Source organism: Cupriavidus basilensis (genome assembly GCF_008801925.2).
In the GTDB taxonomy this organism is placed as follows: Bacteria; Pseudomonadota; Gammaproteobacteria; order Burkholderiales; family Burkholderiaceae; genus Cupriavidus; species Cupriavidus basilensis.
Window position 1 is genome coordinate 1481839 of sequence record NZ_CP062803.1, and the last position, 21340, is coordinate 1503178.

General features: G+C 66.7%; 21 protein-coding genes. 12 read left to right on the forward strand and 9 right to left on the reverse strand.

Annotation, left to right across the window (positions count from 1 at the left end):
- The first annotated feature begins 152 nt into the window (after window positions 1-152).
- From F7R26_RS06715 to F7R26_RS06730, 4 genes are all read left to right on the forward strand, one after another.
- Window positions 153-803, forward strand: a complete 651-nt coding sequence (locus F7R26_RS06715) for a DsbA family oxidoreductase (protein ID WP_150983898.1) — start codon at window positions 153-155, stop codon at window positions 801-803.
- Window positions 804-989: 186 nt separating this feature from the next.
- On the forward strand, window positions 990-1532 hold the full coding sequence (locus F7R26_RS06720; protein ID WP_150983899.1) for a gamma carbonic anhydrase family protein: 543 nt from the start codon (window positions 990-992) through the stop codon (window positions 1530-1532).
- A 62-nt stretch (window positions 1533-1594) separates the two neighbouring features.
- Entirely contained in the window at window positions 1595-2095 is a 501-nt protein-coding gene (locus tag F7R26_RS06725; protein WP_150983900.1) for a hypothetical protein, read from the forward strand.
- Window positions 2096-2106: 11 nt separating this feature from the next.
- Window positions 2107-2922, forward strand: a complete 816-nt coding sequence (locus tag F7R26_RS06730; protein ID WP_150983901.1) for a DUF2145 domain-containing protein — start codon at window positions 2107-2109, stop codon at window positions 2920-2922.
- 21 nt (window positions 2923-2943) lie between these two features.
- Here the strand turns inward: F7R26_RS06730 and F7R26_RS06735 are convergent, their stop codons facing one another.
- The 3 genes from F7R26_RS06735 to wrbA all read right to left on the reverse strand — a co-directional run bounded on the left by F7R26_RS06735 (window position 2944) and on the right by wrbA (window position 5479).
- Window positions 2944-4365 (reverse strand): FAD-binding oxidoreductase, encoded by a 1422-nt coding sequence (locus tag F7R26_RS06735; protein ID WP_150983902.1) that lies wholly within the window; start codon window positions 4363-4365, stop codon window positions 2944-2946.
- Between the two features lie 86 nt (window positions 4366-4451).
- Window positions 4452-4877, reverse strand: coding sequence for a DUF2069 domain-containing protein (locus tag F7R26_RS06740; protein WP_150983903.1), 426 nt, complete (start codon window positions 4875-4877; stop codon window positions 4452-4454).
- On the reverse strand, window positions 4874-5479 hold the full coding sequence (gene wrbA, locus F7R26_RS06745) for an NAD(P)H:quinone oxidoreductase (protein WP_150983904.1): 606 nt from the start codon (window positions 5477-5479) through the stop codon (window positions 4874-4876). The genes F7R26_RS06740 and wrbA overlap by 4 nt, the downstream gene beginning before the upstream one ends.
- A 158-nt stretch (window positions 5480-5637) precedes the next feature.
- On the opposite strand from wrbA, the gene F7R26_RS06750 reads away from it, so the two are divergent.
- The gene (locus F7R26_RS06750; RefSeq protein WP_150983905.1) at window positions 5638-7002 is read left to right on the forward strand and encodes a YihY family inner membrane protein; all 1365 of its coding nucleotides are present in this window, start codon (window positions 5638-5640) and stop codon (window positions 7000-7002) included.
- Window positions 7003-7015: 13 nt separating this feature from the next.
- On the opposite strand, the gene F7R26_RS06755 is transcribed toward F7R26_RS06750, so the two are convergent.
- The 3 genes from F7R26_RS06755 to F7R26_RS06765 all read right to left on the reverse strand — a co-directional run bounded on the left by F7R26_RS06755 (window position 7016) and on the right by F7R26_RS06765 (window position 9806).
- The gene (locus F7R26_RS06755) at window positions 7016-7333 is read right to left on the reverse strand and encodes an Mpo1-like protein (RefSeq protein ID WP_150983906.1); all 318 of its coding nucleotides are present in this window, start codon (window positions 7331-7333) and stop codon (window positions 7016-7018) included.
- Window positions 7334-7671: 338 nt separating this feature from the next.
- Entirely contained in the window at window positions 7672-8496 is an 825-nt protein-coding gene (locus F7R26_RS06760) for an alpha/beta fold hydrolase (protein ID WP_150983907.1), read from the reverse strand.
- Window positions 8496-9806: an O-acetylhomoserine aminocarboxypropyltransferase gene (locus tag F7R26_RS06765; protein WP_150983908.1), complete on the reverse strand. Its 1311-nt coding sequence runs from the start codon at window positions 9804-9806 to the stop codon at window positions 8496-8498. Before F7R26_RS06765 ends, F7R26_RS06760 begins: the two co-directional genes overlap by 1 nt.
- A gap of 202 nt (window positions 9807-10008) precedes the next feature.
- Here F7R26_RS06765 and F7R26_RS06770 point away from each other — a divergent pair, with 202 nt between their 5' ends.
- The 5 genes from F7R26_RS06770 (at window position 10009) to F7R26_RS06790 (ending at window position 15691) form a co-directional block, all read left to right on the forward strand.
- A complete protein-coding gene (locus F7R26_RS06770; protein ID WP_006163173.1) occupies window positions 10009-10455 on the forward strand; it encodes a CBS domain-containing protein in 447 nt (148 codons plus the stop codon).
- A 161-nt stretch (window positions 10456-10616) separates the two neighbouring features.
- Window positions 10617-12515, forward strand: coding sequence for an MFS transporter (locus tag F7R26_RS06775; RefSeq protein ID WP_150983909.1), 1899 nt, complete (start codon window positions 10617-10619; stop codon window positions 12513-12515).
- 22 nt (window positions 12516-12537) lie between these two features.
- Entirely contained in the window at window positions 12538-13257 is a 720-nt protein-coding gene (locus F7R26_RS06780; RefSeq protein WP_150983910.1) for a glutathione S-transferase C-terminal domain-containing protein, read from the forward strand.
- Between the two features lie 87 nt (window positions 13258-13344).
- Window positions 13345-14463 (forward strand): chorismate synthase, encoded by a 1119-nt coding sequence (gene aroC / locus F7R26_RS06785; protein WP_150983911.1) that lies wholly within the window; start codon window positions 13345-13347, stop codon window positions 14461-14463.
- Between the two features lies 1 nt (window position 14464).
- A complete protein-coding gene (locus tag F7R26_RS06790) occupies window positions 14465-15691 on the forward strand; it encodes an MFS transporter (protein ID WP_241754444.1) in 1227 nt (408 codons plus the stop codon).
- Between the two features lie 30 nt (window positions 15692-15721).
- Here the strand turns inward: F7R26_RS06790 and F7R26_RS06795 are convergent, their stop codons facing one another.
- Both F7R26_RS06795 and F7R26_RS06800 read right to left on the reverse strand, forming a co-directional pair.
- Window positions 15722-16828 (reverse strand): NAD(P)/FAD-dependent oxidoreductase, encoded by a 1107-nt coding sequence (locus tag F7R26_RS06795; protein WP_150983912.1) that lies wholly within the window; start codon window positions 16826-16828, stop codon window positions 15722-15724.
- Window positions 16829-16936: 108 nt separating this feature from the next.
- Window positions 16937-17635: a FadR/GntR family transcriptional regulator gene (locus F7R26_RS06800; protein ID WP_150983913.1), complete on the reverse strand. Its 699-nt coding sequence runs from the start codon at window positions 17633-17635 to the stop codon at window positions 16937-16939.
- Window positions 17636-17901: 266 nt separating this feature from the next.
- On the opposite strand from F7R26_RS06800, the gene F7R26_RS06805 reads away from it, so the two are divergent.
- Together F7R26_RS06805 and F7R26_RS06810 are read left to right on the forward strand one after the other, a co-directional pair.
- Complete coding sequence (locus tag F7R26_RS06805) at window positions 17902-18792, forward strand: flagellar brake protein (protein ID WP_150983914.1); 891 nt, start codon at window positions 17902-17904, stop codon at window positions 18790-18792.
- A 148-nt stretch (window positions 18793-18940) separates the two neighbouring features.
- Entirely contained in the window at window positions 18941-19396 is a 456-nt protein-coding gene (locus F7R26_RS06810; protein ID WP_150983915.1) for a hypothetical protein, read from the forward strand.
- 55 nt (window positions 19397-19451) lie between these two features.
- On the opposite strand, the gene F7R26_RS06815 is transcribed toward F7R26_RS06810, so the two are convergent.
- A complete protein-coding gene (locus F7R26_RS06815; RefSeq protein WP_150983916.1) occupies window positions 19452-21137 on the reverse strand; it encodes an electron transfer flavoprotein-ubiquinone oxidoreductase in 1686 nt (561 codons plus the stop codon).
- Window positions 21138-21340: the final 203 nt, after the last annotated feature.

Here is a 21340-nt window from a genome sequence, read left to right on the forward strand (position 1 = left end):
AAAGCAGCGTTGCTTGGGCGGCAACGGGGAAAGCGCAGTCGCCCACACAAACCTGCGTTGCGACGCCGGCAACGCAGGTTTGCGCTGGCATGCCATTCCGCTGATGCGGGCCGCCGTCTACGCTGGCTGCATCACTCACGCAAGGAGCCGTCATGAAACCCATCGACACCCAGATTACCTATGACTTCATTTGCCCGTGGTGCTGGATCGGCCATCGCAACCTGAAGGCCGCCATCGGGCGCATGTCGACCGAGGCCGCCCCCGCGATTTCCTATGTGCCCTACGAACTCAACCCGGACATGCCGGTGGAAGGCGCCGACCGCAAGGCCTACCGCACGGCGAAATTCGGCAGTTGGGCTCGTTCGCAGGCCATGGACGCAGAGGTGGCGATGATGGGCCGACGCGCCGGGCTGGATTTCAACTATGACCTGATCACGGTCACGCCCAATACCCGGCTTGCGCACCGGCTGATGGCATTCGCCCAACAGACCGGCGACGCAGCCATGGCGGAGGCGTTGTTCGATGCCATCTTCGCGGCGTACTTCTCCCGCGGCGAGCATATCGGCCTGATCGATGTACTCGTGCCGCTGGCCGTATCGGCCGGCTTCGATGCGCAAGCCGTGCGCGATCACTTGTCTGGCACCGACGGCGAAGCGCAGATCGTGGCGGCGCAGGCTAAGGCGTTGCGCGAGGGGGTCCGGTCCGTGCCCACGATCCGGATCGGCAATGCCGTCATCGCTGGCGCGCAGCCACCTTCGATCATGGAGAAGGCGTTGCAGGCGGGAGTGGCCGAGGCCATTTGATAGTGAGCGCGCCGCACGTGCACCGGGCGGCTGCCGCAGAGAATCTGGTGAACACAAGCGCTGCGCTGCATGGCAGCCAGCCGGCGGTTTAGAATGCTCGCACCGGCGCGCTCCACGCTGACCCGGCGCCATCCGGGCGCCGCAGCGCGCGCTTGATTGGCGACTTTCCGTATCCAGGCTTTCATCGTGACCATTCGCAGCTTCCAGGGCAAGGCCCCCCAACTCGGCGACCGCGCGTTCGTCGACCCCAGTGCCGTCGTGATCGGCGACGTCGTGATCGGCGCGGACAGCTCCGTCTGGCCGCTGGTGACCATCCGTGGCGACATGCACCGCATTCGCATCGGCGCGCGTACCAGCGTGCAGGACGGCAGCGTGCTGCACATCACGCACGCCGGGCCGTTCAATCCCGATGGCTTTGCGCTCACCATCGGCGACGACGTGACGATCGGCCACAAGGCGCTGCTGCATGGCTGCACGGTAGGCAGCCGCATCCTGATCGGCATGGGCACCATCGTGATGGACGGCGCGGTGATCGAGGATGAAGTGATCCTCGGCGCCGGCAGCCTGGTGCCTCCCGGCAAGGTGCTCAAGAGCGGGCATCTCTATGTCGGCAGCCCGGCGAAAGAGGCGAGGGCGCTCACGGAGAAGGAGCTTGGCTTCTTCCGTTATACGGCGGCCAATTACGTCAAGCTGAAGGACCAGCACGTGGCGGAGTTGAAGGGCGGTTGACAGGCTGCCCGCGAAGGCTTTGCCTTTACAATAGAAGATCACATTTTCGAGAAAAAAGAACAATGAGCTTCTATCAAGGCAAGGTTTCGGTGCGAACGATTTCTGCATGGCTGGTCATGCTTGGCGCGTCGCTCTGTGTAGCGCCGGCCAGTGCGCAGTCCAGGAATATGGGCGGGTCGGAGCAGGTCTCCGTTGGCACGCTGTCGATCCTCGCCGCGCCTGTCGTCAGCGTGGCCGGCAGCACCGGTGGCGCGGGCCCGGTGGAGGGTTCCTTGCTGGCGGGCATGGGCAGCGCCTTTGTCGTTTCCGGCATTGCGCAGGGCGGGAAGGATACCGTCGAGGTGATCCTCGACTCGGTCAGCACCGCGGGCAAGGCTTCGGTCAAGGTCGCCAAGAGCGGGTTCGAGAAGCTGGGCGTCTCGGTGGGCGCCACCGTGAATGCCGTGGCTGATTCGACCGGCACCGTGCTGGTGGTGTCAGGCAAGGTGCTCGCCTTTATTCCCAATACGATCGGTGAGGCGTTGCTTTATCGCGAGCGGGTTCCCACGGCCGCGAAGCCGTGACGGGGCGCGCCATGAACTTGAACCGGATGGGCCGCACGGGCCGCACCGGCGCCTTGCTCGCCCTGCTGCTGGTTCCGCTGCTGGCGTCGGCGGGGCAGAGTTGCGAAGACACGCCGCTCAGCACGCAGACGCTGCGCCAGGCCATGGCCACGGCGCAAAAGGTGACGGCGGAGATGGAACGGCGCCAGGACAACGTGGCGCTGGTGGGACGGGTGGGGCAGGACCTGTCCAGCTACGGCCTGAAATACAGTCACGTCGGCATCATCTACCGCAACCCGGGGGACGCGCGCTGGCGCATTGCCCATTTGCTCAATAGCTGTGGCACCGCGCAGTCGGATCTGTGGTACGAGGGCGTCGGCAATTTCTTCCTGGACGACATGTTCTCGTACGATGCCGTCCTGATCGTCCCTCCCAGGCAGATCGCCGATCGCCTGCTGCCGCGCCTGCAGGATGGCGCAGCCCTGCGCTCGGTTCACGACGTCAACTACAGCCTGGTATCGTACCCATTCTCCACGCAGTACCAGAACTCCAACACCTGGGTGCTGGAAACGCTGGCAGCCGTGGAAGCCAGGGACGCCAAGATCGTCAACCGCGAACAGGCGCAGGCCTGGCTCAAGCTGGCCGGCTACCAGCCGTCCGAGATGAAGATCGGTACGTTCAAGCGCCTGGGTGGCCGCGTGTTCAAGGCCAACGTGGCCTTTGACGATCATCCCACTGAGCTGCGCTTCTCCGACCGCATCCGGACCGTCACCGTCGATTCCGTGATGCGATTCCTGGCGGACCGCAACGAGGGCTGGCAGGTCGTGGAAATTCCGGCAGCGCGCTAAGCCACCGGCGGGCGTTTCCTGTCAGATCACCTTGCCCGGGTTCATCAACCCCTGCGGATCCAGCGCCTGCTTGATCGCCCGCATCATCGCCAGCTCCACGCCGCTCTTGTAGCGGCGGTTTTCCTCGCGCTTGAGCTGGCCCAGCCCGTGCTCGGCGGAGATCGAGCCGCGGTGGGCGTGCACGCTGTCATGCACGATCAGGTTGATGGCTTGCGAGTTGCCGAGGAAGGCATCGTGGCTTACGCCCACGGGCGGCGACACGTTGTAGTGCAGGTTACCGTCGCCGAGATGGCCGAAGGTGACCATGCGCGCGCCAGGGAAGGCTTGCTGGATCAGGGCGTCGGTGGTGTCGATGAAGTCGGCGATGCGCGAGATCGGAACCGCGATGTCGTGCTTGATGTTCTTGCCATCGTCGACCTGGGCGAGCGGGATATGTTCGCGCAGGTTCCAGAAGTCGCGTGACTGCTGCACGGATTCGGCGACGACCGCGTCTTGCACCACGCCGGCTTCGAAGGCAGTTTCCATCAGCGCTTCGAAGATGGCGCGCGCATGGTCTTCGCTTTCATTGTCGGACAGTTCCAGCAGCACGACTTGGGGGTGCGGGCGGTCGAACGGATAGCGCAGTTGCGGGTAATGCGTGGTGACCAGCGACAGGCAGCGCTCGGACATCAGCTCGAAGCCGGTCAGCATGGCGCCCGCGCGCTGCTGGGCGATGGCCAGCAGGGCCAGCGCAGCGCGTGGGTTGGCCACGGCTGCCAGCGCGGTGACGCGAGCGCGCGGCAGCGGGTAGAGCTTCATCACGGCGGCGGTGATGATGCCGAGCGTGCCTTCCGCCCCGATGAACAGGTCGCGCAGGTCATAGCCGGTGTTGTCCTTGCGCAGGCCGCGCAGGCCGTCCCAGATCTCGCCGGCAGGCGTGACCACCTCCAGCCCCAGGCAAAGCTCGCGCGTATTGCCATAGCGCAGCACTGCCGTGCCGCCGGCGTTGGTGGAAAGGTTGCCGCCGATGGTGCAACTGCCTTCCGCGGCCAGGCTCAGCGGGAACAGCCGCCCGTGCTCGCGCGCGGTGTCCTGCAACTGCTGCAGGATCACGCCGGCTTCCACGGTGATGGTGTTGTTGAGCGGGTCCACCTGCCGCACGCGGTTCAGGCGTTGCAGCGAAATCACCACCGAAGCCTGGTCCGCCTGCGGCGTGGCGCCGCCGCATAGCCCCGTATTGCCGCCTTGCGGCACCACGGCGAGCTTGTGCGCGTGGCAGGCGTGCACGGCGGCGGCGACCTCCTCCGCCGAGCCCGGCCGCAGCACCGCCACTGCCTCGCCCGTGTAGCGCTTGCGCCAGTCGGTCAGGTAGGGGGCCTGATCGGCGGCGTCGGTCAGCACGTGCTGCTCGCCGAGCGCGGCGCGGCACAGGGCAAGGAAGGAATCGAGGTGCGAGGCGTTCATGGCGGTGGGTCCGGGAGGGCGGCCGCTGTGAGGGCGGCCGCGCTGAGGTGGATCGGTGCGAGCTGACGGCGAGCTCGCCGGCGTGGTCATTTGCCGGGCTTGGCCGGCTGCAAGGCCTTGGCGCGGCGCTTGTAAGGGCGCAGGTAGAGGATGGTGCCGAAGAAGAACAGCAGCGTCAGCGCCACCTCGGTCCACGCCAGCGTGGAAGATGGCGCACGGTCGCTGGTGGCGCGCACGATGCCTTCGGTGAAGAACAGCAGGATCAGCATCGACGACCACTGCATGGTGTAGCGGTTGCGGGTCAGCACGCCGCGCAGCGGCAGCAGCAGAGGCAGGAACTTGAGGATCAGCCAGGAGCCGCCCGGACGCAGCGGCGCGAGGAACCATTCCCAGGCGATGCATAGCACGATCAGCGCAATCAGGCTGCCGGCGCTCAGGCGCCACAGGGCGGCATTGTGCAGCGCGCCGTCGCTGGCGTTGGCGGCGGACGGGACATTCGGGGCCGCGCTCATGCGCGGCTCCCGCCGGCCAGGCGCAGCGCGGTCTCGGCCAGGCGCCTGCCCATGGCGCGCGCGAGCGCGGCTTCCTCCTCGGATACTGGCGCGCTGTTGTCCACGCGTGCGTGGTGGCTCGGGCCGTAGGGCGTGCCGCCACTGGTGGTGGTCATCAGCGCGCTTTCCGAATAAGGCAGGCCCATGACCAGCATGCCGTGATGTAGCAGGGGCAGCATCATGGACAGCAAGGTGGTTTCCTGGCCCCCGTGCAGGCTGCCGGTGGCGGTGAACACGCAGGCGGGCTTGCCGGTGAGGGCGCCGGACAGCCACTGGGCCACCGTGCCGTCGAGGAAGTACTTCATCGGCGCGGCCATGTTGCCGAAACGCGTGGGGCTGCCCAGGGCCAGGCCCGCGCATTCCTCGAGGTCGCGCAGTTCGGCGTACGGCGGGCCTTGCGGGGGGATATCCGGAGCGGTGGCTTCGCTCACCGTCGAGACCGGCGGCACCGTGCGCAGGCGCGCCTGGGCGCCGGGCACGCTGTCGATGCCGGTGGCGATGAGTTCGGCCAGCTTGCGGGTGCTGCCGTGGCGGCTGTAGTAGAGGACTAGGAGTTCGGTCATGGACGGGGCTATGGCGCCTGACGGTGTAACCGGGGTGGCGCCAGGATGGAGCGGTCCCGGGAGGCAGGCCAGGTTTGTGCCTTGCGCGGCGCGCGAGGGCAATGCGCGTATTATAGTTGCGGCCTCGCCACGGAATCCGGTAAGGAGTTTGCCCCCGCATGTTTGCCGCCCGCATCGTTCGCCTGCGCAGGGAATGGAATCTGCAAAGACTACGCGCGCTCACGCGCTACGCACTGCGCCGCGCCGGCGAAGGCCGCTTGCCGCAGGTCGCGGCCAGCCTGACATTCACCACGGTACTGGCGGTGGTGCCTGTGCTGACGGTGGCCTTCGCCTTGCTGGCGGCCTTCCCGGTGTTCCGGGAGTTTCGCAGCGCGACCGAATCCTTTCTGTTCCAGAACCTGATTCCTGGCAACGTCAGCAATTCCATCACCAGCTACCTTGGCCAGTTCGCCAAGAATGCCAAGGGCCTGACGGCGGTGGGCCTGGGTGGCCTGATGGTGACTTCGGTGCTCACCATGCTGACGGTGGAGGACGCGCTCAACGCGATCTGGCGCGTCAAGCAACGCCGCCCGCTGGCGCAGCGCGTGCTGGTGTTCTGGGCCGTGCTGACACTGGGCCCCGTGCTGATCGGCGCCAGCCTGTCGATCAGCTCCTACCTGATTTCGGTCTCGGCTGGTTATGTCGGCACCATGCCATTCGGGCTGGGGCTGGTGGTCGGCCTGACGCCGGTACTGCTGTCGGCGCTCGCTTTTGCCTTCCTCTACACGGCCGTGCCCAACGCCAACGTGGAGTGGCGCGACGCGATCGCCGCCGGGCTGGTGGCAGCGCTGGCCTTCGAGCTGGCCAAACGCGGCTTCGGCTACTTCGTCACCCATATCCCGACCTACACCGCGGTCTACGGCACCTTTGCCGCGCTGCCGATCTTCCTGTTGTGGATCTACCTGAGCTGGCTGGTGACGCTGCTGGGCGCCACCATCGCTGCCAACCTGCCGGTGATCCGGCAGGGCTACTGGCGCCGCCGCACCTTTGCCGGCAGCGAGTTCTTCGACGCGCTGGGCGTGCTCTACCTGCTCTATCGGGCGCGGGACGAAGTGCCGCGCAGCGTCGGCGAGCTCGACCTGGGGCGCAAGCTGCGGGTGGAGGCGGACTACCTGGCTGGCCTGCTCGGCAAGCTCAAGGGCATGCATCTGATCGGCAGGCTGGCGCAGGATCGCGGCCAGGCGCACTGGGCGCTGCTGTGCGATCCGGGCCAGGTGACGCTGCGCACGCTGCACGACCGGCTGGTGCTGAACCTGCCGCGCCTGCCGCGCACGGCGCTGGCGCAGCAGTTGCAGGGCGCCGATGCGCTCAAGCAGGTGCTGGACAACCCGCGTCTGGACCAGCCGCTGGAGGCCGTGTTCCGGCGCCAGCAACAGGACCAGCAGGCGCAAGCGCAGACCGGGACGGCCGCCCAGGAACGCCCCGCCGATTCCGCGCGGCGCACCCTGGAGGTGGTGCCGCCCGGCTGGCACGGCCAGGTCTGATGGCCGCGCAGGCCTAGAAGGGAATCCTGCCGCGCCAGATATCGCCGTACATCACCCAGTCGCCCATCAGGCTGTAGATGGGATGGCGGAAGGTGGCGGGCCGGTTTTTCTCGAAGCCGAAATGGCCGACCCAGGCGAAGGCATAGCCGGACACGGCGGCCGCTGCCAGCCACCACCAGTTGCCGCTGAGCAGCAGTGCAAGCAGGCACAGCAATGCCACGCTGGAGCCGGCGAAATGCAGGCGGCGGCAGGTGGGATTGCGGTGCTCGTTCAGGTAGAAGGGGTAGAAGGCGGCGAAATTCTCGAACTCACGGGGGTGGGCCTGGGGCATGGCGGGGGCCTGTGGGGTGTTCGGGGATTTTTAGTTTAGGTGGGGGGTGACTGTAACTGCAATTGTTTAATGTCAAGGGCAACTTCAACTGCAGTTTCACCACCCCTGCGGGGCGGCGACCTACTTTCTTGTCTTGCCAAGAAAGTAGGCAAAGAAGGCGCCCCATACGGCCTAGGTGAACCTTGACGGCTCGCTTCGCATCGCGCGTGTGTGTTTTCCGCCCTTTCGGGCGGGAAACACGGTTACCACAGTTGGTTGATCTTGCCGCTGGTTGGCTCCCCTCTCCCACTTGTGGGAGGGGCCGGGGGAGAGGGCGGGCGCTCGCTATGCTTCGGCCTTCACCCTGCCGCTACCACCTTGCGCGCGAACGCTGCCAGCGCGTCCAGTACCTCATCCGGCCTTTCCCCCATCAGCGCGTGCCCGCAGGGCACCGTGACCGTGCTGGCCGATGCCATCCTGGCGGCGAGCGCCTGGGCGGCCTTGGGCGAGGTCATCATGTCCTTGCTGCCGCTGATGAACAGGGCGGGGCAGCGCACGGCGGCCACCGCGGCGTCGCCGTTGGCGTAGGCGTTGCAGGCCGAGAAGTCGTTGTGGAAGACGTGGCCTTCGGGGTTGCGTTGTGCCACGCGTTCCATCAGGCGCTGGCTGCCGCCTTGCATCCACGAGCCCGGTCCCGGGGAGGAGGGTTTGTTGGCGAGGCTGGAGTGCGACCACGCGTTGACCATGGCGATGGCCTGGTCCACGCGGTTGAGCGAGGCGTCGAGCAGGGCGTCGGCGACTTTCATCGGGTAGGCCGTGGCAAGCAGGGCGATGCCGCGCACCGCGTCAGGGTGGCGGGCGGCCGTTTCCAGAGCGATCAGCGAGCCCATGCTGTGCCCGAAGACCAGCGCGGGGGCGCTGACGCCGGCTGCGCGCACCAGCTCGATCACCCAGTCGGCCATCGCCTCGACCGTCTTGAGGGGCATGCCTTCGCTGCGGTTGTGGCCAGGCAGGTCCACCGCCAGCACGCTGAAGCCGTGGTTGGCGAACCAGCGCGTCTGCAGGGCCCAGACGCTGTGGTCGTTCTGCGCGCCGTGCACGAACACGGCACAGGGCAGCGTGGGGTCGAAGGGTTTGCCGCCGGTGTAGGCGTAGGCCTTGTGGCCTGCGATCGTCAGTTCCATCAGGCTTGCCCTCCCTTGGCGCTCATGGCTTTCTCGGCTGCCTTGAGGCCGCGCTTGAGGTCGTCGATGAGGTCGTCCGGGTCTTCCAGTCCGACCGACAGACGGATGGTGCCTTCGCTGATGCCAGCCGCCTGCAGTGCCGCGGCGTCCATGCGGAAGTGGGTAGTGGAGGCCGGGTGGATCACCAGCGAGCGGGCATCGCCCACATTGGCCAGGTGCGAGAACAGCGCCAGGTTTTCGATGAAGCGCTGGCCCGCGGCCCGGTTGCCCTTGAGGTTGAAGCTGAACACGGCGCCCGCGCCGCGCGGCAGCAGGCGCTTGGCGAGTTCGTAGTCCGGGTGGGATTCCAGCTCCGGATAGGCGACCGACTCGACCATCGGGTGCGACACCAGGAACTGCACCACGCGGCGCGCATTGTCCACATGGCGGGCCATGCGCAGCGGCAGCGTCTCGATGCCCTGGAGCAGTTGCCAGGCGGCCATCGGACTCAGGCAGGCGCCGAAGTCGCGAAGGCCTTCGCGGCGCGCGCGCAGCAGGAACGGCGCCACCGTGCTCTCCTCGGTGAAGACCATGTTGTGGAAGCCAGCGTAGGGCTCCGACAGCTCCGGGAAGCGCCCGGAGGCTTCGAAGTCGAAGGTGCCGCCTTCCGCCAGCACGCCGCCGATGGTGGTGCCATGGCCGCCCAGGAACTTGGTGGCCGAGTGATAGAGCAGGCCGGCGCCAAGGTCGAAGGGTTTGAGCAGATAGGGCGTGGTGAAGGTGGAGTCGACCAGCAGCGGGATACCGTTGTCCTGGCCGAGCTGCGCCAGGGTCGGGATGTCGAGCACGTCCAGCCCGGGGTTGCCCAGGGTCTCGCCGAACAGCAGCTTGGTCTCGGGCCGGATGGCCGCGCGCCAGGCGTCGATGTCGCGCGCCTGCACGAAGGTGGTCTCGATGCCGAAGCGGCGCAGCGTGTAGTGCAGCAGGTTGTGCGAGCCGCCATACAGGGCGCTGGACGCCACGATGTGCGAGCCCGCGCCCATCAGCGTCGCCACCGCCAGATGCAGCGCGGCCTGGCCCGAAGCCACGCCGATCGCGCCGGCGCCGTTCTCCAGGGCGGCGATGCGCTCCTCGAAGACGGCGACCGTTGGATTGGAGATGCGGGAGTAGACGTGGCCAGCGCGTTCCATATTGAACAGCGAGGCGGCGTGCTCGCTGTCCTTGAAGACGAAGGATGTCGTCAGGTGGATGGGCGTGGCCCGCGCCCCCGTGGCGGGGTCGGGGGCGGCGCCAGCATGCAGCGCCAGGGTGTCGAAACGGGTACCGGACATGGCTTCAAGGGCTAGAGTTGTCTCCGGATCGCATCGTAGCATCCGCTGCCGCCGGGGGCACGGCAAATAGCCTCGGCGGCCCCGGTGGCGGCCCGTGCTTTACTTGGGCCGCTGGTTTCGGCTAGGATCGGCGCATCAGGCCATGCCGGCAGCGGCAGGTAATAAACAGCAAAACAGCAGATTCAGAGAAGCGGAGACCATCATGAAAGTCAGCGACATCCTGCAGATCAAGGGCAACACGCTCTATACCGTGAAGCCGGAAACGTCATTGCTGCTGGCGGTCAACATCATGGCAGAGCACGATATCGGCTCGCTGGTGGTGATGGAATACGGCGACCTGGTCGGCATGCTGACCTTCCGCGAGATCATCAAGACGCTCTCCGCCAACGGCGGCAACGTCGGCACCACCAGCCTGCGCAAGGTCATGGACGACGCGCCGCTGACCTGCACCATGGAGACGGACGTCAATGAAGTCCGCCGCATGATGCTGGAGCGCCACACCCGTTACCTGCCGGTGCTGGACAACCGGACGCTGATGGGCGTGATTTCGTTTTACGATGTGGCCAAGGCCGTGGTGGAAGAGCAGAGCTTCGAGAACCGCATGCTCAAGGCCTACATCCGCGACTGGCCGGAAGAAAAGACCGATTGAGCCGCCCTTGGCGCGAGAGGCGCAACGTAGCGGCGGCCGGGTTGTGCCGATCGAGGCGCTACGGGCTGCGCCCCCCTGGGGCGCGCCCGTAGTCCAACTAAGTGGTAAATGCCGCGCATCGACGCGGCATCTTTTTGAGCCGACCGCTACATGAGCGCTACATGAGCCAACAAAACCAATTCCGTCTGCTCCGCACGCGCCGTTTCGCGCCGTTCTTCTGGACCCAGTTCCTGGGCGCGATGAACGACAACCTGTTCAAGGTCGCCTTCACCTCGCTGGTCACCTACCATACGGCCCTGTTCGACGGTGTTGACGCCAAGAGCGCGGCATTCCTGATCTCGGCCATCTTTATCGCACCGTTCGTGCTGTTCTCGGCCACCAGCGGCCAGATCGCCGACAAGATCGAGAAGTCCCGGCTGATCCGGCTGGTGAAGACGCTGGAAATCGCCATCATGCTGCTGGGGCTGGCGGGTTTTGCCATGCATAGCGCGCCCTTGCTCTACACGGGCACCTTCCTGATGGGGTTGCACTCGACGCTGTTTGGCCCGGTCAAGTTTGCTTACCTGCCGCAGCACCTGGACGAGACTGAGCTGGTGGGCGGCAACGGCCTGGTGGAGATGGGCACCTTCGTGGCCATCCTGCTCGGCACCCTGCTTGGCGGCGAACTGGCCGGGCTGACCCATGGCGAAAAGATCGTGGGCCCGTTCTATGTCGGCGCAGCCTGCGTGTTGCTGGCGCTGGCCGGCCGCATGGTGTCCGCGCGCGTGCCGGACTCGCCGGCGCCGCAACCTGATCTGCGCATCAACTGGAACCCGTTTACCGAGACTTGGCGCAACCTCAAGCTGGCGCGCACCGACCGCACGGTGTTCCTGAGCTTGCTGGGGATTTCCTGGCTCTGGTTTTTGGGCGCGACCTTCCTCACCTCGTTTTTCAGCTTTGCCAAGGACGTGCTGGGCGGCGACCAGAATGTGGTGACGCTGCTGCTGGCGGTGTTCTCGCTGGGCATCGGCACCGGCTCGCTGCTGTGCGAGCGGCTCTCCGGGCGGCATGTCGAGATCGGCCTGGTGCCGTTCGGCTCGATTGGCATGACGGTGTTCGCTGTCGACCTGTTCTTCGCCAGCAACGGCGAGCGGCACAGCGAGCTGTCCGGGCTGGCCGGCTTTGCCGCCGACCCGCGCCACTGGCGCGTGCTGATCGACCTGTTCCTGCTGGCGATGTTCGGTGGCTTCTACAGTGTGCCGCTGTATGCGCTGATCCAGAGCCGCTGCGCGCCGACGCACCGGGCCCGCATCATCGCCGCCAACAACATCCTCAACAGCTTCTTCATGATCGGCTCCTCGCTGCTGGCGGTGGTGCTGACCCAGGCCGGATTCAGCATTCCGCAGCTGTTCCTGGTGGTGGGGCTGCTCAACGCGGTGGTTGCCATCTACATCTACTCGCTGGTGCCGGAATTCCTGCTGCGCTTCATTGCCTGGATCCTGGTGCATACGGTGTATCGCCTGAAGCGCGTCAATGCCGAGCACATCCCGGCCGAGGGCGCGGCGGTGCTGGTGTGCAACCACGTCAGCTTTGCCGATGCGGTGGTGCTGATGGCCGCCAGCCCGCGGCCGGTGCGCTTCCTGATGGATCACCGCATCTTCAAGGTGCCGCTGATGTCGTGGTTCTTCCGCCAGGCCAAGGCGATCCCGATCGCGCCGGCGCACGAGGACCCGGTCATGCTCGAGCGCGCCTACGACGAAGTCGCGCGGGCGCTGGCCGGCGGCGACTTGGTCTGCATCTTCCCGGAGGGCAAGATCACGGCCACCGGCGAGCTCAATCCCTTCAAGCAGGGCGTGCAGCAGATCATCCGGCGCACCCCCGTGCCGGTCGTGCCGATGGCGCTGCGCGGGCTGTGGGGCAGCTTTTTCTCCCGCAAGGGTGGCAACGCCATGTCCCGGCCATTCCGGCGCGGCATCCTGAACCGGCTGGAACTGGTCGTGGGCGACCCGATCGCGCCGGAACTGGCCACGCCGGAGTGCCTGCAGCAGGTGGTGCAGGGCTTGCGCGGCGAGTGGCGCTAACGGCAAGCGGGAGGCGGCAACCATGATCACGCTTTACACCTTCGGGCCGGCCTTCGGCCTGCCAGACCCCAGCCCTTTTGTCACCAAGGCCGACATGTTGCTCAAGCTCGCGGGGCTGCCGTACCGCGCTGCGCAGGGCGGCCTGCGGCGCGCACCCAAGGGCAAGCTGCCCTATCTTGACGACGAGGGCCGCGTGGTGGCGGACTCCACGCTGATCCGCTGGCACCTGGAGAAGACCTACCACATCGACTTCGATGAAGGGCTGACGCAGTCCCAGCGTGGCACGGCCTGGGCGGTCGAGAAGATGCTGGAAGATAACTTCTACTGGGCGGTGGCCGACGCGCGCTGGAACCACGATGCCAATTTTGCCCGGGGCCCGGCGACGTTCTTTCGCGCCGTGCCGTGGCCGGTGCGCGGGCTGGCGATGCGTTTTGTGCGCTCGAAGATCCGCCGCATCCTGTGGGCGCAGGGGCTTGGGCGCCATAGCCCGGCCGATCTGGCTGCGATCGCCGGCCGCGATGTGGCGGCCGTGGCCGACGTGCTGGGCAGCCAGCCCTACCTGATGGGCGACAAGCCTTGCGGTGCCGATGCCACTGTCTTCGCCTTCATGGCCGGCGCGCTGTGCCCGCTGTTCGACACGCCGATCCGCACCGCCGCCGAATCCCACCCCAGCCTGGTGGCCTACGTGGCGCGGATGCGGGAGCGCTTCTATCCGGACTTGCAGGCGGTGCCCGCGCCCTGAGCGATAGCCGGGGCGGGCCGGAAGGGCGGCAAAAGCCTTACAATGTAGCCCGTTCCCCAATTCTCACGCCCTGCGCGGCCTTCCATCATGTCCGGCAATACTCTCGGCCTGCTCTTCACTGTCACCACTTTCGGCGAATCGCACGGGCCGGCCATCGGCGCGGTGGTGGATGGCTGCCCCCCGGGCATGGAACTGACCGAAGCCGATATCCAGATCGACCTGGATCGCCGCAAGCCCGGCACCTCGCGCCATGTCACGCAGCGCCAGGAGCCCGACCAGGTCGAGATCCTCTCCGGCGTGTTCGAGGGCAAGACCACCGGCACGCCAATCTGCCTGCTGATTCGCAACACCGACCAGCGCAGCAAGGACTACGGCAATATCGTCGAGACCTTCCGCCCGGGCCACGCCGACTACACGTATTGGCAGAAGTACGGCATCCGCGACTATCGCGGCGGCGGCCGCTCGTCGGCCCGCCTGACGGCGCCGGTGGTGGCGGCGGCGGCCGTGGCCAGGAAGTGGCTGCGCGAGCAGTACGGCACCGAGATCCGGGGCTATATGTCGCAGCTGGGCGAAGTCCGCGTGCCGTTCGTGGACTGGGCGGAAGTGCCGCAGAATCCCTTCTTTGCCCCCAATGCGGAGATCGTGCCGGAGCTGGAAACCTATATGGACGCGCTGCGCCGCGACGGCGACTCCGTCGGCGCGCGCATCGAGGTGGTGGCGAGCCATGTGCCGGTGGGCCTGGGTGAGCCGCTGTTCGACAAGCTCGATGCCGACATCGCGCATGCCATGATGGGCATCAACGCCGTCAAGGGCGTGGAGATCGGCGCGGGGTTCGAGAGCGTGAGCCAGCGCGGCAGCGTGCATGGCGACTCGCTCAGCGCAGAAGGCTTCCGTGGCAATAACGCCGGCGGCGTGCTTGGCGGCATCTCGACCGGCCAGGACATTACCGTCTCGCTGGCAATCAAGCCCACCTCTAGCATCCGCACCCCGCGCGAATCCATCGACAAGGCAGGCCAGCCCGCCACGGTGGAAACCTTCGGCCGCCACGATCCCTGCGTGGGGATCCGCGCCACCCCCATCGCCGAAGCCATGCTGGCGCTGGTGCTGATGGACCATGCACTGCGCCACCGCGCCCAGTGCGGCGACGTCAAGGTCGATACCCCGCGCATTCCCGCCCAGTCGCCGCAGTCCGGCCAGTCGCGCTGAGTTGGCGCAGGCGGAACAACACGACCGCGCCGCGGGTGCCGGGCGCGTCTCCGAGACGCGCTTTGGCCTGTTTTATCTTGGCTATTATGGCTACGTCGGCGTCATCTCCCCCTATGTGAGCCTGTTCTTCGCCGGGCGCGGTTTTTCCCCGGTGCAGATCGGCGTGCTGATGGCCTGCTTCCAGGTCAGCCGCATCGTCGGCCCGTATTTCTGGGGCTGGCTGTCCGACGTGATGCACACCCGCGTGCGCCTGCTGCGCCTGGCCGCTGTGACATCCTTGCTGGCGTTCCTGATGGTGCCCGGCGTCACCAGCTATGGCGGCATGATGGCGATGATGATCGGGCTGAACCTGATCACCAGCGCCATGTCTCCACTGGGCGACGCGCTCACCATCTCCACGCTGCGCCGCTACGGCGCCTTCGATTACCGCTACGGGCGCATCCGCATGTTCGGCTCGGCCGGCTTTATCGCGGCCGTGCTGCTGGGCGGGGCGCTGTTCGAGCGCTACGGCATGGAGGTGTTCCCGTGGCTGGCGAGCACCATGCTGGCGCTGTTCCTGGTGGTGGTGTTCGGCATGCGCGACGCGCCCGACGACGGGCCGCGCGTCAAGCCGCCGCCGGCGCTGCCGCTGCTGCGCCGTCCGGATGTGAGCTGGTTCTTCGGCTCGGCATTCCTGATGATGTTCGCGCACGCCGCGCTGTACGTGTTCTATTCCCTGTACCTGGAGCAGCTTGGCTACAGCAAGTTTGCTATCGGCGTGATGTGGACCATCGGCGTGGTGGCCGAGATCGTTTTCTTCTTTTACCAGGGGCGGTTGTTCGCAAGCGTACCGTTGCGTACCATCCTGGCCGGCACCTTCGTGCTGGCCGCGATCCGCTTTGGCCTGACCGGCTATTTTGCCCAGTTGTCATGGCTGATGGCGCTGGTGCAGGTGCTGCACGCGGCCACCTTCGGCGCGCACCATAGCGCTAGCCTGAAGCGCCTGCAGCGCTGGTTCGCGGGTCCCTTGCAGGGGCGTGGCCAGGCCCTTTACACCGGCCTTTCCTACGGCCTTGGCGGCACCTGCGGCGGGCTGGCGATGGGGTGGACGTGGAAGGCACTCGGGCCCGCTCACACGTTCGGGCTGGCGGCACTGGCGGCGGCAGGCGGCGCCCTGTGCGCGTTCATGACCTTCCGTACGGAAGCGGCTTCCGACGCCAGGGCGCAAGCCGCCGCGGCCGGGCGCTGACGGGCGCCGGCGTTCGGATCGTTCAGGGTTTCACAGCAGGCTTGCCACGTGCTCGGCCAGCGCCAGCGACGAGGTCAGCCCGGGCGACTCGATGCCGAACAGGTTGACCAGCCCGGGCACGCCATGGGTGGCCGGGCCATCGATGCGGAAATCCGCCGCGGGCTCGCCCGGACCGCTGATCTTGGGGCGGATGCCGGCATAGCCCGGCTGCAGCGCGCCATCGGCCAGTCCCGGCCAGTAATTCCGCACTTCACCGTAAAAGCTGTCGGCATCGGCCGGGTCCACGCCGTACTCGATCTCGTCGATCCAGCGCACATTGGGGCCGAAGCGCGCCTGGCCGCCCAGGTCGATCGTCAGGTGCACGCCCAGGCCGGCGGCCTCCGGCACCGGGTAGATCAGGCGCGAGAAGGGGGCGCGCCCGGCCAGCGTGAAGTAGCAGCCTTTGGCGTAGTACTGCGGTGGAACATGTGCGGCAGGCATGCCTTTGATGCTGCGCGCCAGCGCTGGCGCGGTCAGGCCGGCCGAATTGATCACGGTGCGGGCCAGTAGCGTGGTACCCGCCGCGTCGTCCTGGCCGCCCACGTCGAGGCGGATGCCATCCGGCATTACGGCGCCGCCGGCCACGGGCGACTGCACCGCCAGCATGGCGCCGGCGTTCTCAGCGTCACCCAGCAAGGCCAGCATCAGGCCATGGCTGTCGACGATGCCGGTGGACGCGGAGAGCAGGGCGGCGCGGCATTGCAGGTTCGGCTCCAGCGCCTGCGCCTCGGCCTGGCTGAGCAACTGCAGGTCATGCACGCCATTGGCCGCGGCCTTGGCCCGGATGCCTTCCAGCGTGGCGACCTGAGCCTCGGTGGTGGCTACGATCAGCTTGCCGCAGCGCTGGTGCTGGATGTGGTGCGAGGCGCAGTACTCGTACAGCATGGCCTTGCCGCGCACGCACATCGTGGCCTTGAGCGAGCCGGCCGGATAGTAGATGCCGGCGTGGATCACTTCGCTGTTGCGCGCGCTGGTGATGGTGCCGAAGGCGTTCTCGGCTTCCAGGATGATGACTTCGCGGCCCTGCATGGCCAGTTGTCTCGCCACGGCCAGGCCCACTACGCCCGCGCCGATTACCACGCAATCTACTTGTTCCATTGTCGTTCTCTGCTGATGCGGCCGGCGCCTGTCAGGCGGTGCGTGCCGCGGGTCCCTGGATCGTGTTGTGCCGTGGATAGATAGGCCCTGCGCTCTGCGCGCCAGGGCTTAACGCAAAGTCAGCCCCATGCGCTTGGCTGCCGCGCCGAGGTGCCTGCGTGCGGCCTGCCGCGCCGCGCTGGCGTTGCCGGCGGCAATGGCCTCCACCAGCGCGGTGTGCTCGCTGTCGGCGCCCTGCGAGCCGCCGCGAAAGCGGGCGGCGTTTTCCCAGGCGGTTTGCCGCGCCGCCAGCATGTGCTGGCCGACAAAATCCGTCAGGCCGGTAAAGCAGGGGTTGTGCGCGGCCTGCGCGATGGCGTGGTGGAACGCTACGTCGGCGGCTGCGGCGCTGGTGAAGTCCTTGGCGTGCTCGCGCATCGCGGCCAGCGCGGCGCGGATGGCTTGCAGGTCTTCGTCGGTGCGGCGCTGCGCGGCCATTTCGGCGCAGGCGCATTCCACCACCATGCGCAACTCGAATAGCTGGGCCGGGGTCGGGCCGCCTTGCAGTTCGGGGGGCATGCGCCACACCTGGCCGCCGGGCGTGTCCGATACATAGGCGCCAGAGCCTTTGCGCGTTACCAGCAGCCCGTCTGCCTTCAGTTGTGCGATGGCCTCACGGACGATGGGGCGGCTCACGCCAAAGGTCTCGCCAAGGGCGGCTTCAGCCGGGAGCCGGGCACCGGCGGCAAAGCGGCCGGCCGCGATGTCGGCGCGCAGGGCGTCGGCGATACGCGCGGCAAGCGAGGCGGGGCGGCTCAGGACGGTCATCGATTAATATGTAAGGCTGTCAGACAGATTGTGGTGCGATTCTGCAAGGAAAGCGGGGCGGCGTCAAGGCGTGCCTGCCGTCTTGGTGGTCGGATTTTTCTCAAGGTTTTCCAGGAAAGCGCCGATAGCAAACTGGATGAGTTGCGCTATTCACTTGGTACATCGCGGCGCCTCGCTAGGTGGTGGCCGGGACGACCGTTCCTGCGTTCCCGTGGCCACTGTTGGATCTGCCACGCCCCCTGCCCGGGCGTTCACCGGTGCTAACCATGATTGCACTCACCCCTGACGATCTTCCCGTCGGCCAGCCCTTGCCTTGGTCCTTGCTGGACGAGGCAGGCAATCTCGTGCTCGGCAGCGGCAGCGTGATTCCCGAGGACCGCGACGTCGCCCTGGTGTTCCGCCATGGCACGGTGTGCCGGCCAGAGGACGAACTGGGTGAAGCGGGCGAGCCGTTGGACGGCGGGCGGCAGGCCAGTGCGGGCCCGCTTGGCTTGCAGGTAGGCACGCTGCTGCAGGTCAAGTCGGCGGGGCAGACCGGGCGCGCCGCGGCCAGCCGGCTGATCGGATTTGTCGAGCAGGGCCTGTTCGTGACCTGGCCGCAGCTCGGCGGGAAGGAACTACAGCTCAAGCCCGGCGAGTCGGTGTTGCTGCGCGGCTTTTCCGGTCACGCCATCCTCAGTTTCGAGTCGACGGTGACGGCCATCTGCCGCAGTCCCTTCCGTTACCTGGTCTTGTCGGCGCCGGTCGAGCCGCAACAGATGCCGGTGCGCGCGGCGACCCGCGTGCCGACGCGGCTGGCGGCTTACCTGGTGGATCCCGGCAGCGCGGACGATGAGGCCGCGTCACAGCACCGGCCTGCCCGTCTGGTGTTGCTGACCGACCTGAGCACTGGCGGCGCGCAGATCCAGATCGCCGGTGCAGTGCCGGCATCCGGTGCGGCGGTGCGATTGTGCTTCCATCTGCGCACCGCCGCGCTGGACAGCGAGATCATGGTCGACGGAGTGGTGCGCAACGCGTTGCCTGCCGAGGGCGATGCGGAGTTTCCCACGTTCGGCGTTGTGTTCGAAGCCCTCGGCGAGCGCGAGCTGACGCTGCTCCAGTGCTTTATCTATGAGCAGTTGCTGGCAAATGCCAGCATGCAGGTCACCGCCGCGTGACAGGGGGCGGCGTTTGGAGTCATCCTGCTAACACGGATTCTTGCCCGAATCACGCTTCTCGTTTCTACTGTCCCCTACAAGAAAATCGGGCATCGCATGCTGGCATTGCGGCGGGCCGATATCCCGATCCCTGCCGCAAGGAGACATCATGAAGCACATATCCCGCTTTGGCGCGCCCTTGCGCGCGCCCATCCTGGCGGCGCTGCTAGCCGTTGCCATGCCAGCCATGGCCAATATTGCGCAGGGCGGCAGCCAGGCGCGTGCTTTGTCGATGGACGAGCGCGCGCTGGGACTGGAAGCTCTTTCGAGCGGAACCAGGCCAGCCGGCGCCGGTGCTGACGGTGCGCGCCTGCTGGTCGGGATGTCGCCCCTGGACGTGGCCTCGGCCACAGCCCTCGGCAAGCCGCGCGAGGCTGGTGGCATGACGGACGCGGTGCTGGCCCTGATCGATGGGATCGGGCAGGTGCCGCTCGCCGGCCCGGCACTCATCACGCTGATTGCTGGCGTGGCCGATGTGATTGGCTGGTATCAGAGCGTGGCCGACGACAAGCCGCTCTACCAGGACTCACTGACGTCGCCCGCGACGTCGAGCCCCCAAGGCTGAGCCCCAAAGAAAACGGCACCGAATCCGGTGCCGTTTTGCTTGCCCTGCGGCGAACTTACATGCCCACGTAGTTCGGGCCGCCGCCGCCTTCCGGCGTCACCCATACGATATTCTGGGTGGGATCCTTGATGTCGCAGGTCTTGCAGTGCACGCAGTTCTGCGCATTGATCTGCAGGCGTTCCTTGCCGTCGTCGTTCTGCACGAACTCGTACACGCCGGCCGGGCAGTAGCGGCTTTCGGGGCCGGCAAACTTGTCCCAGTTGACATTGACGGGAACGCTTGCGTCCTTGAGCGTCAAGTGGGCCGGCTGGTTTTCCTCATGGTTGGTGTTGCTGATGAACACCGAGCTGAGGCGGTCGAAGGTGAGCTTGCCGTCCGGCTTCGGATAGACGATCTGCTGGCACTCGGCGGCTGGCTTGAGGTAGACGTGGTCCGGCTTCTCGCGGTGGATGGTCCAGGGCGGGTTGCGGATGCCCAGCTTGGGCAGCAGCCATTGCTCGATGCCGGTCATCAGCGTGGCGGTGGTGCGGCCCTTCTTGAACCACTGCTTGAAGTTCTTTGCCTGCAGCAGTTCCTTGTGCAGCCAGCTGTTCTCGAAGGCGGTCGGGTAGGCCGTCAGTTCGTCGTGCTGGCGGTTGGCCTGCAGCGCATCGTAGGCGGCTTCGGCGGCCATCATGCCGGTCTTGATGGCAGCGTGGCTGCCCTTGATGCGCGAGGCGTTCAGGTAACCGGCGTCGCAGCCGACCAGGGCGCCACCCGGGAATACGGTCTTGGGCAGCGACAGCAGGCCGCCGGCGGTAATGGCGCGCGCGCCGTAGCTGATGCGCTTGCCGCCTTCGAAATACGTGCGGATTTCCGGGTGTGTCTTGAAGCGCTGGAACTCCTCGAACGGCGAGAGCCAGGGGTTGGTGTAGTCCAGGCCCACCACAAAGCCCACGGCGACCTTGTTGTCTTCCATGTGGTACAGGAAGGAGCCGCCGTAGGTGGCCGGGTCCAGCGGCCAGCCGGCGGTGTGCACGACCAGGCCTGGCTGGTGCTTGGCGGGATCGATCTCCCATAGCTCCTTCAGGCCGATGCCGTAGCTCTGCGGATCCTTGCCGGCGTCGAGCTTGTACTTGGCGATCAGCTGCTTGCCCAGGTGGCCGCGCGAGCCTTCGGCGAAGATGGTGTACTTGGCGTGCAGCTCCATGCCGAGCTGGAAGTTCTCGGTCGGCTCGCCTTCCTTGTTGATGCCCATGTTGCCGGTGGCGACGCCCTTGACCGAGCCGTCGTCGTTGTAGAGCACCTCGGCGGCCGGGAAGCCCGGGAAGATCTCGACGCCCAGGCCCTCGGCCTGTTGCCCCAGCCAGCGCGTGAAGTTGGACAGGCTGACGATGTAGTTGCCGTGGTTGTGGAAGCACTCCGGCAGCAGCGCGGACGGCGTGGCCTTGGAGCCGGTTTCGTTGAGGAAGAGGAACTTGTCTTCGGCGACCGGCTGGTTCAGCGGGGCGCCGAGCTCCTTCCAGTTGGGGATCAGCTCATTGAGCGCAACCGGGTCCATGATGGCGCCGGACAGGATGTGGGCGCCCGGCTCGGAGCCTTTTTCCAGCACGCAGACATTGACCTCGGTGCCTTTCTCCTGGGCGAGCTGCTTCAGGCGGATGGCGGTCGCCAGGCCGGCGGGGCCGCCGCCAACGATGACGACGTCGTATTCCATGGCCTCGCGGGGGCCGTACTGCTCCAGGAGCTGTTGCTGATTCATTGTCTCTAACCCTCTATTCTTGGCAACTTGCGCGCAATTGTGGGAAATGCCGTGTTCGGTGGTACCGGGGATGCGATGATCGGGGGGAACTTGGGGCAGGGGCGGGGCAGCGCACTCGCCAGATCGTAGCGGCCATGCGCGTTTTTCCTCTTTCCCTTTGTGGCCCGAGTTCTTAGAATCTCCGGCATTGTCCGGGACTCGCC

Bases quoted from the DNA above. Each gene is read 5' to 3' on its own strand.
- F7R26_RS06715 (WP_150983898.1), top strand. From the start codon at position 153: ATGAAACCCATCGACACCCAGATTACCTATGACTTCATTTGCCCGTGG.
- F7R26_RS06725 (WP_150983900.1), top strand. From the start codon at position 1,595: ATGAGCTTCTATCAAGGCAAGGTTTCGGTGCGAACGATTTCTGCATGG.
- F7R26_RS06730 (WP_150983901.1), top strand. From the start codon at position 2,107: ATGAACTTGAACCGGATGGGCCGCACGGGCCGCACCGGCGCCTTGCTC.
- F7R26_RS06735 (WP_150983902.1), bottom strand. From the start codon at position 4,365: ATGAACGCCTCGCACCTCGATTCCTTCCTTGCCCTGTGCCGCGCCGCG.
- F7R26_RS06740 (WP_150983903.1), bottom strand. From the start codon at position 4,877: ATGAGCGCGGCCCCGAATGTCCCGTCCGCCGCCAACGCCAGCGACGGC.
- wrbA (WP_150983904.1), bottom strand. From the start codon at position 5,479: ATGACCGAACTCCTAGTCCTCTACTACAGCCGCCACGGCAGCACCCGC.
- F7R26_RS06750 (WP_150983905.1), top strand. From the start codon at position 5,638: ATGTTTGCCGCCCGCATCGTTCGCCTGCGCAGGGAATGGAATCTGCAA.
- F7R26_RS06755 (WP_150983906.1), bottom strand. From the start codon at position 7,333: ATGCCCCAGGCCCACCCCCGTGAGTTCGAGAATTTCGCCGCCTTCTAC.
- F7R26_RS06760 (WP_150983907.1), bottom strand. From the start codon at position 8,496: ATGGAACTGACGATCGCAGGCCACAAGGCCTACGCCTACACCGGCGGC.
- F7R26_RS06765 (WP_150983908.1), bottom strand. From the start codon at position 9,806: ATGTCCGGTACCCGTTTCGACACCCTGGCGCTGCATGCTGGCGCCGCC.
- F7R26_RS06770 (WP_006163173.1), top strand. From the start codon at position 10,009: ATGAAAGTCAGCGACATCCTGCAGATCAAGGGCAACACGCTCTATACC.
- F7R26_RS06775 (WP_150983909.1), top strand. From the start codon at position 10,617: ATGAGCCAACAAAACCAATTCCGTCTGCTCCGCACGCGCCGTTTCGCG.
- F7R26_RS06780 (WP_150983910.1), top strand. From the start codon at position 12,538: ATGATCACGCTTTACACCTTCGGGCCGGCCTTCGGCCTGCCAGACCCC.
- aroC (WP_150983911.1), top strand. From the start codon at position 13,345: ATGTCCGGCAATACTCTCGGCCTGCTCTTCACTGTCACCACTTTCGGC.
- F7R26_RS06795 (WP_150983912.1), bottom strand. From the start codon at position 16,828: ATGGAACAAGTAGATTGCGTGGTAATCGGCGCGGGCGTAGTGGGCCTG.
- F7R26_RS06800 (WP_150983913.1), bottom strand. From the start codon at position 17,635: ATGACCGTCCTGAGCCGCCCCGCCTCGCTTGCCGCGCGTATCGCCGAC.
- F7R26_RS06805 (WP_150983914.1), top strand. From the start codon at position 17,902: ATGATTGCACTCACCCCTGACGATCTTCCCGTCGGCCAGCCCTTGCCT.
- F7R26_RS06810 (WP_150983915.1), top strand. From the start codon at position 18,941: ATGAAGCACATATCCCGCTTTGGCGCGCCCTTGCGCGCGCCCATCCTG.
- F7R26_RS06815 (WP_150983916.1), bottom strand. From the start codon at position 21,137: ATGAATCAGCAACAGCTCCTGGAGCAGTACGGCCCCCGCGAGGCCATG.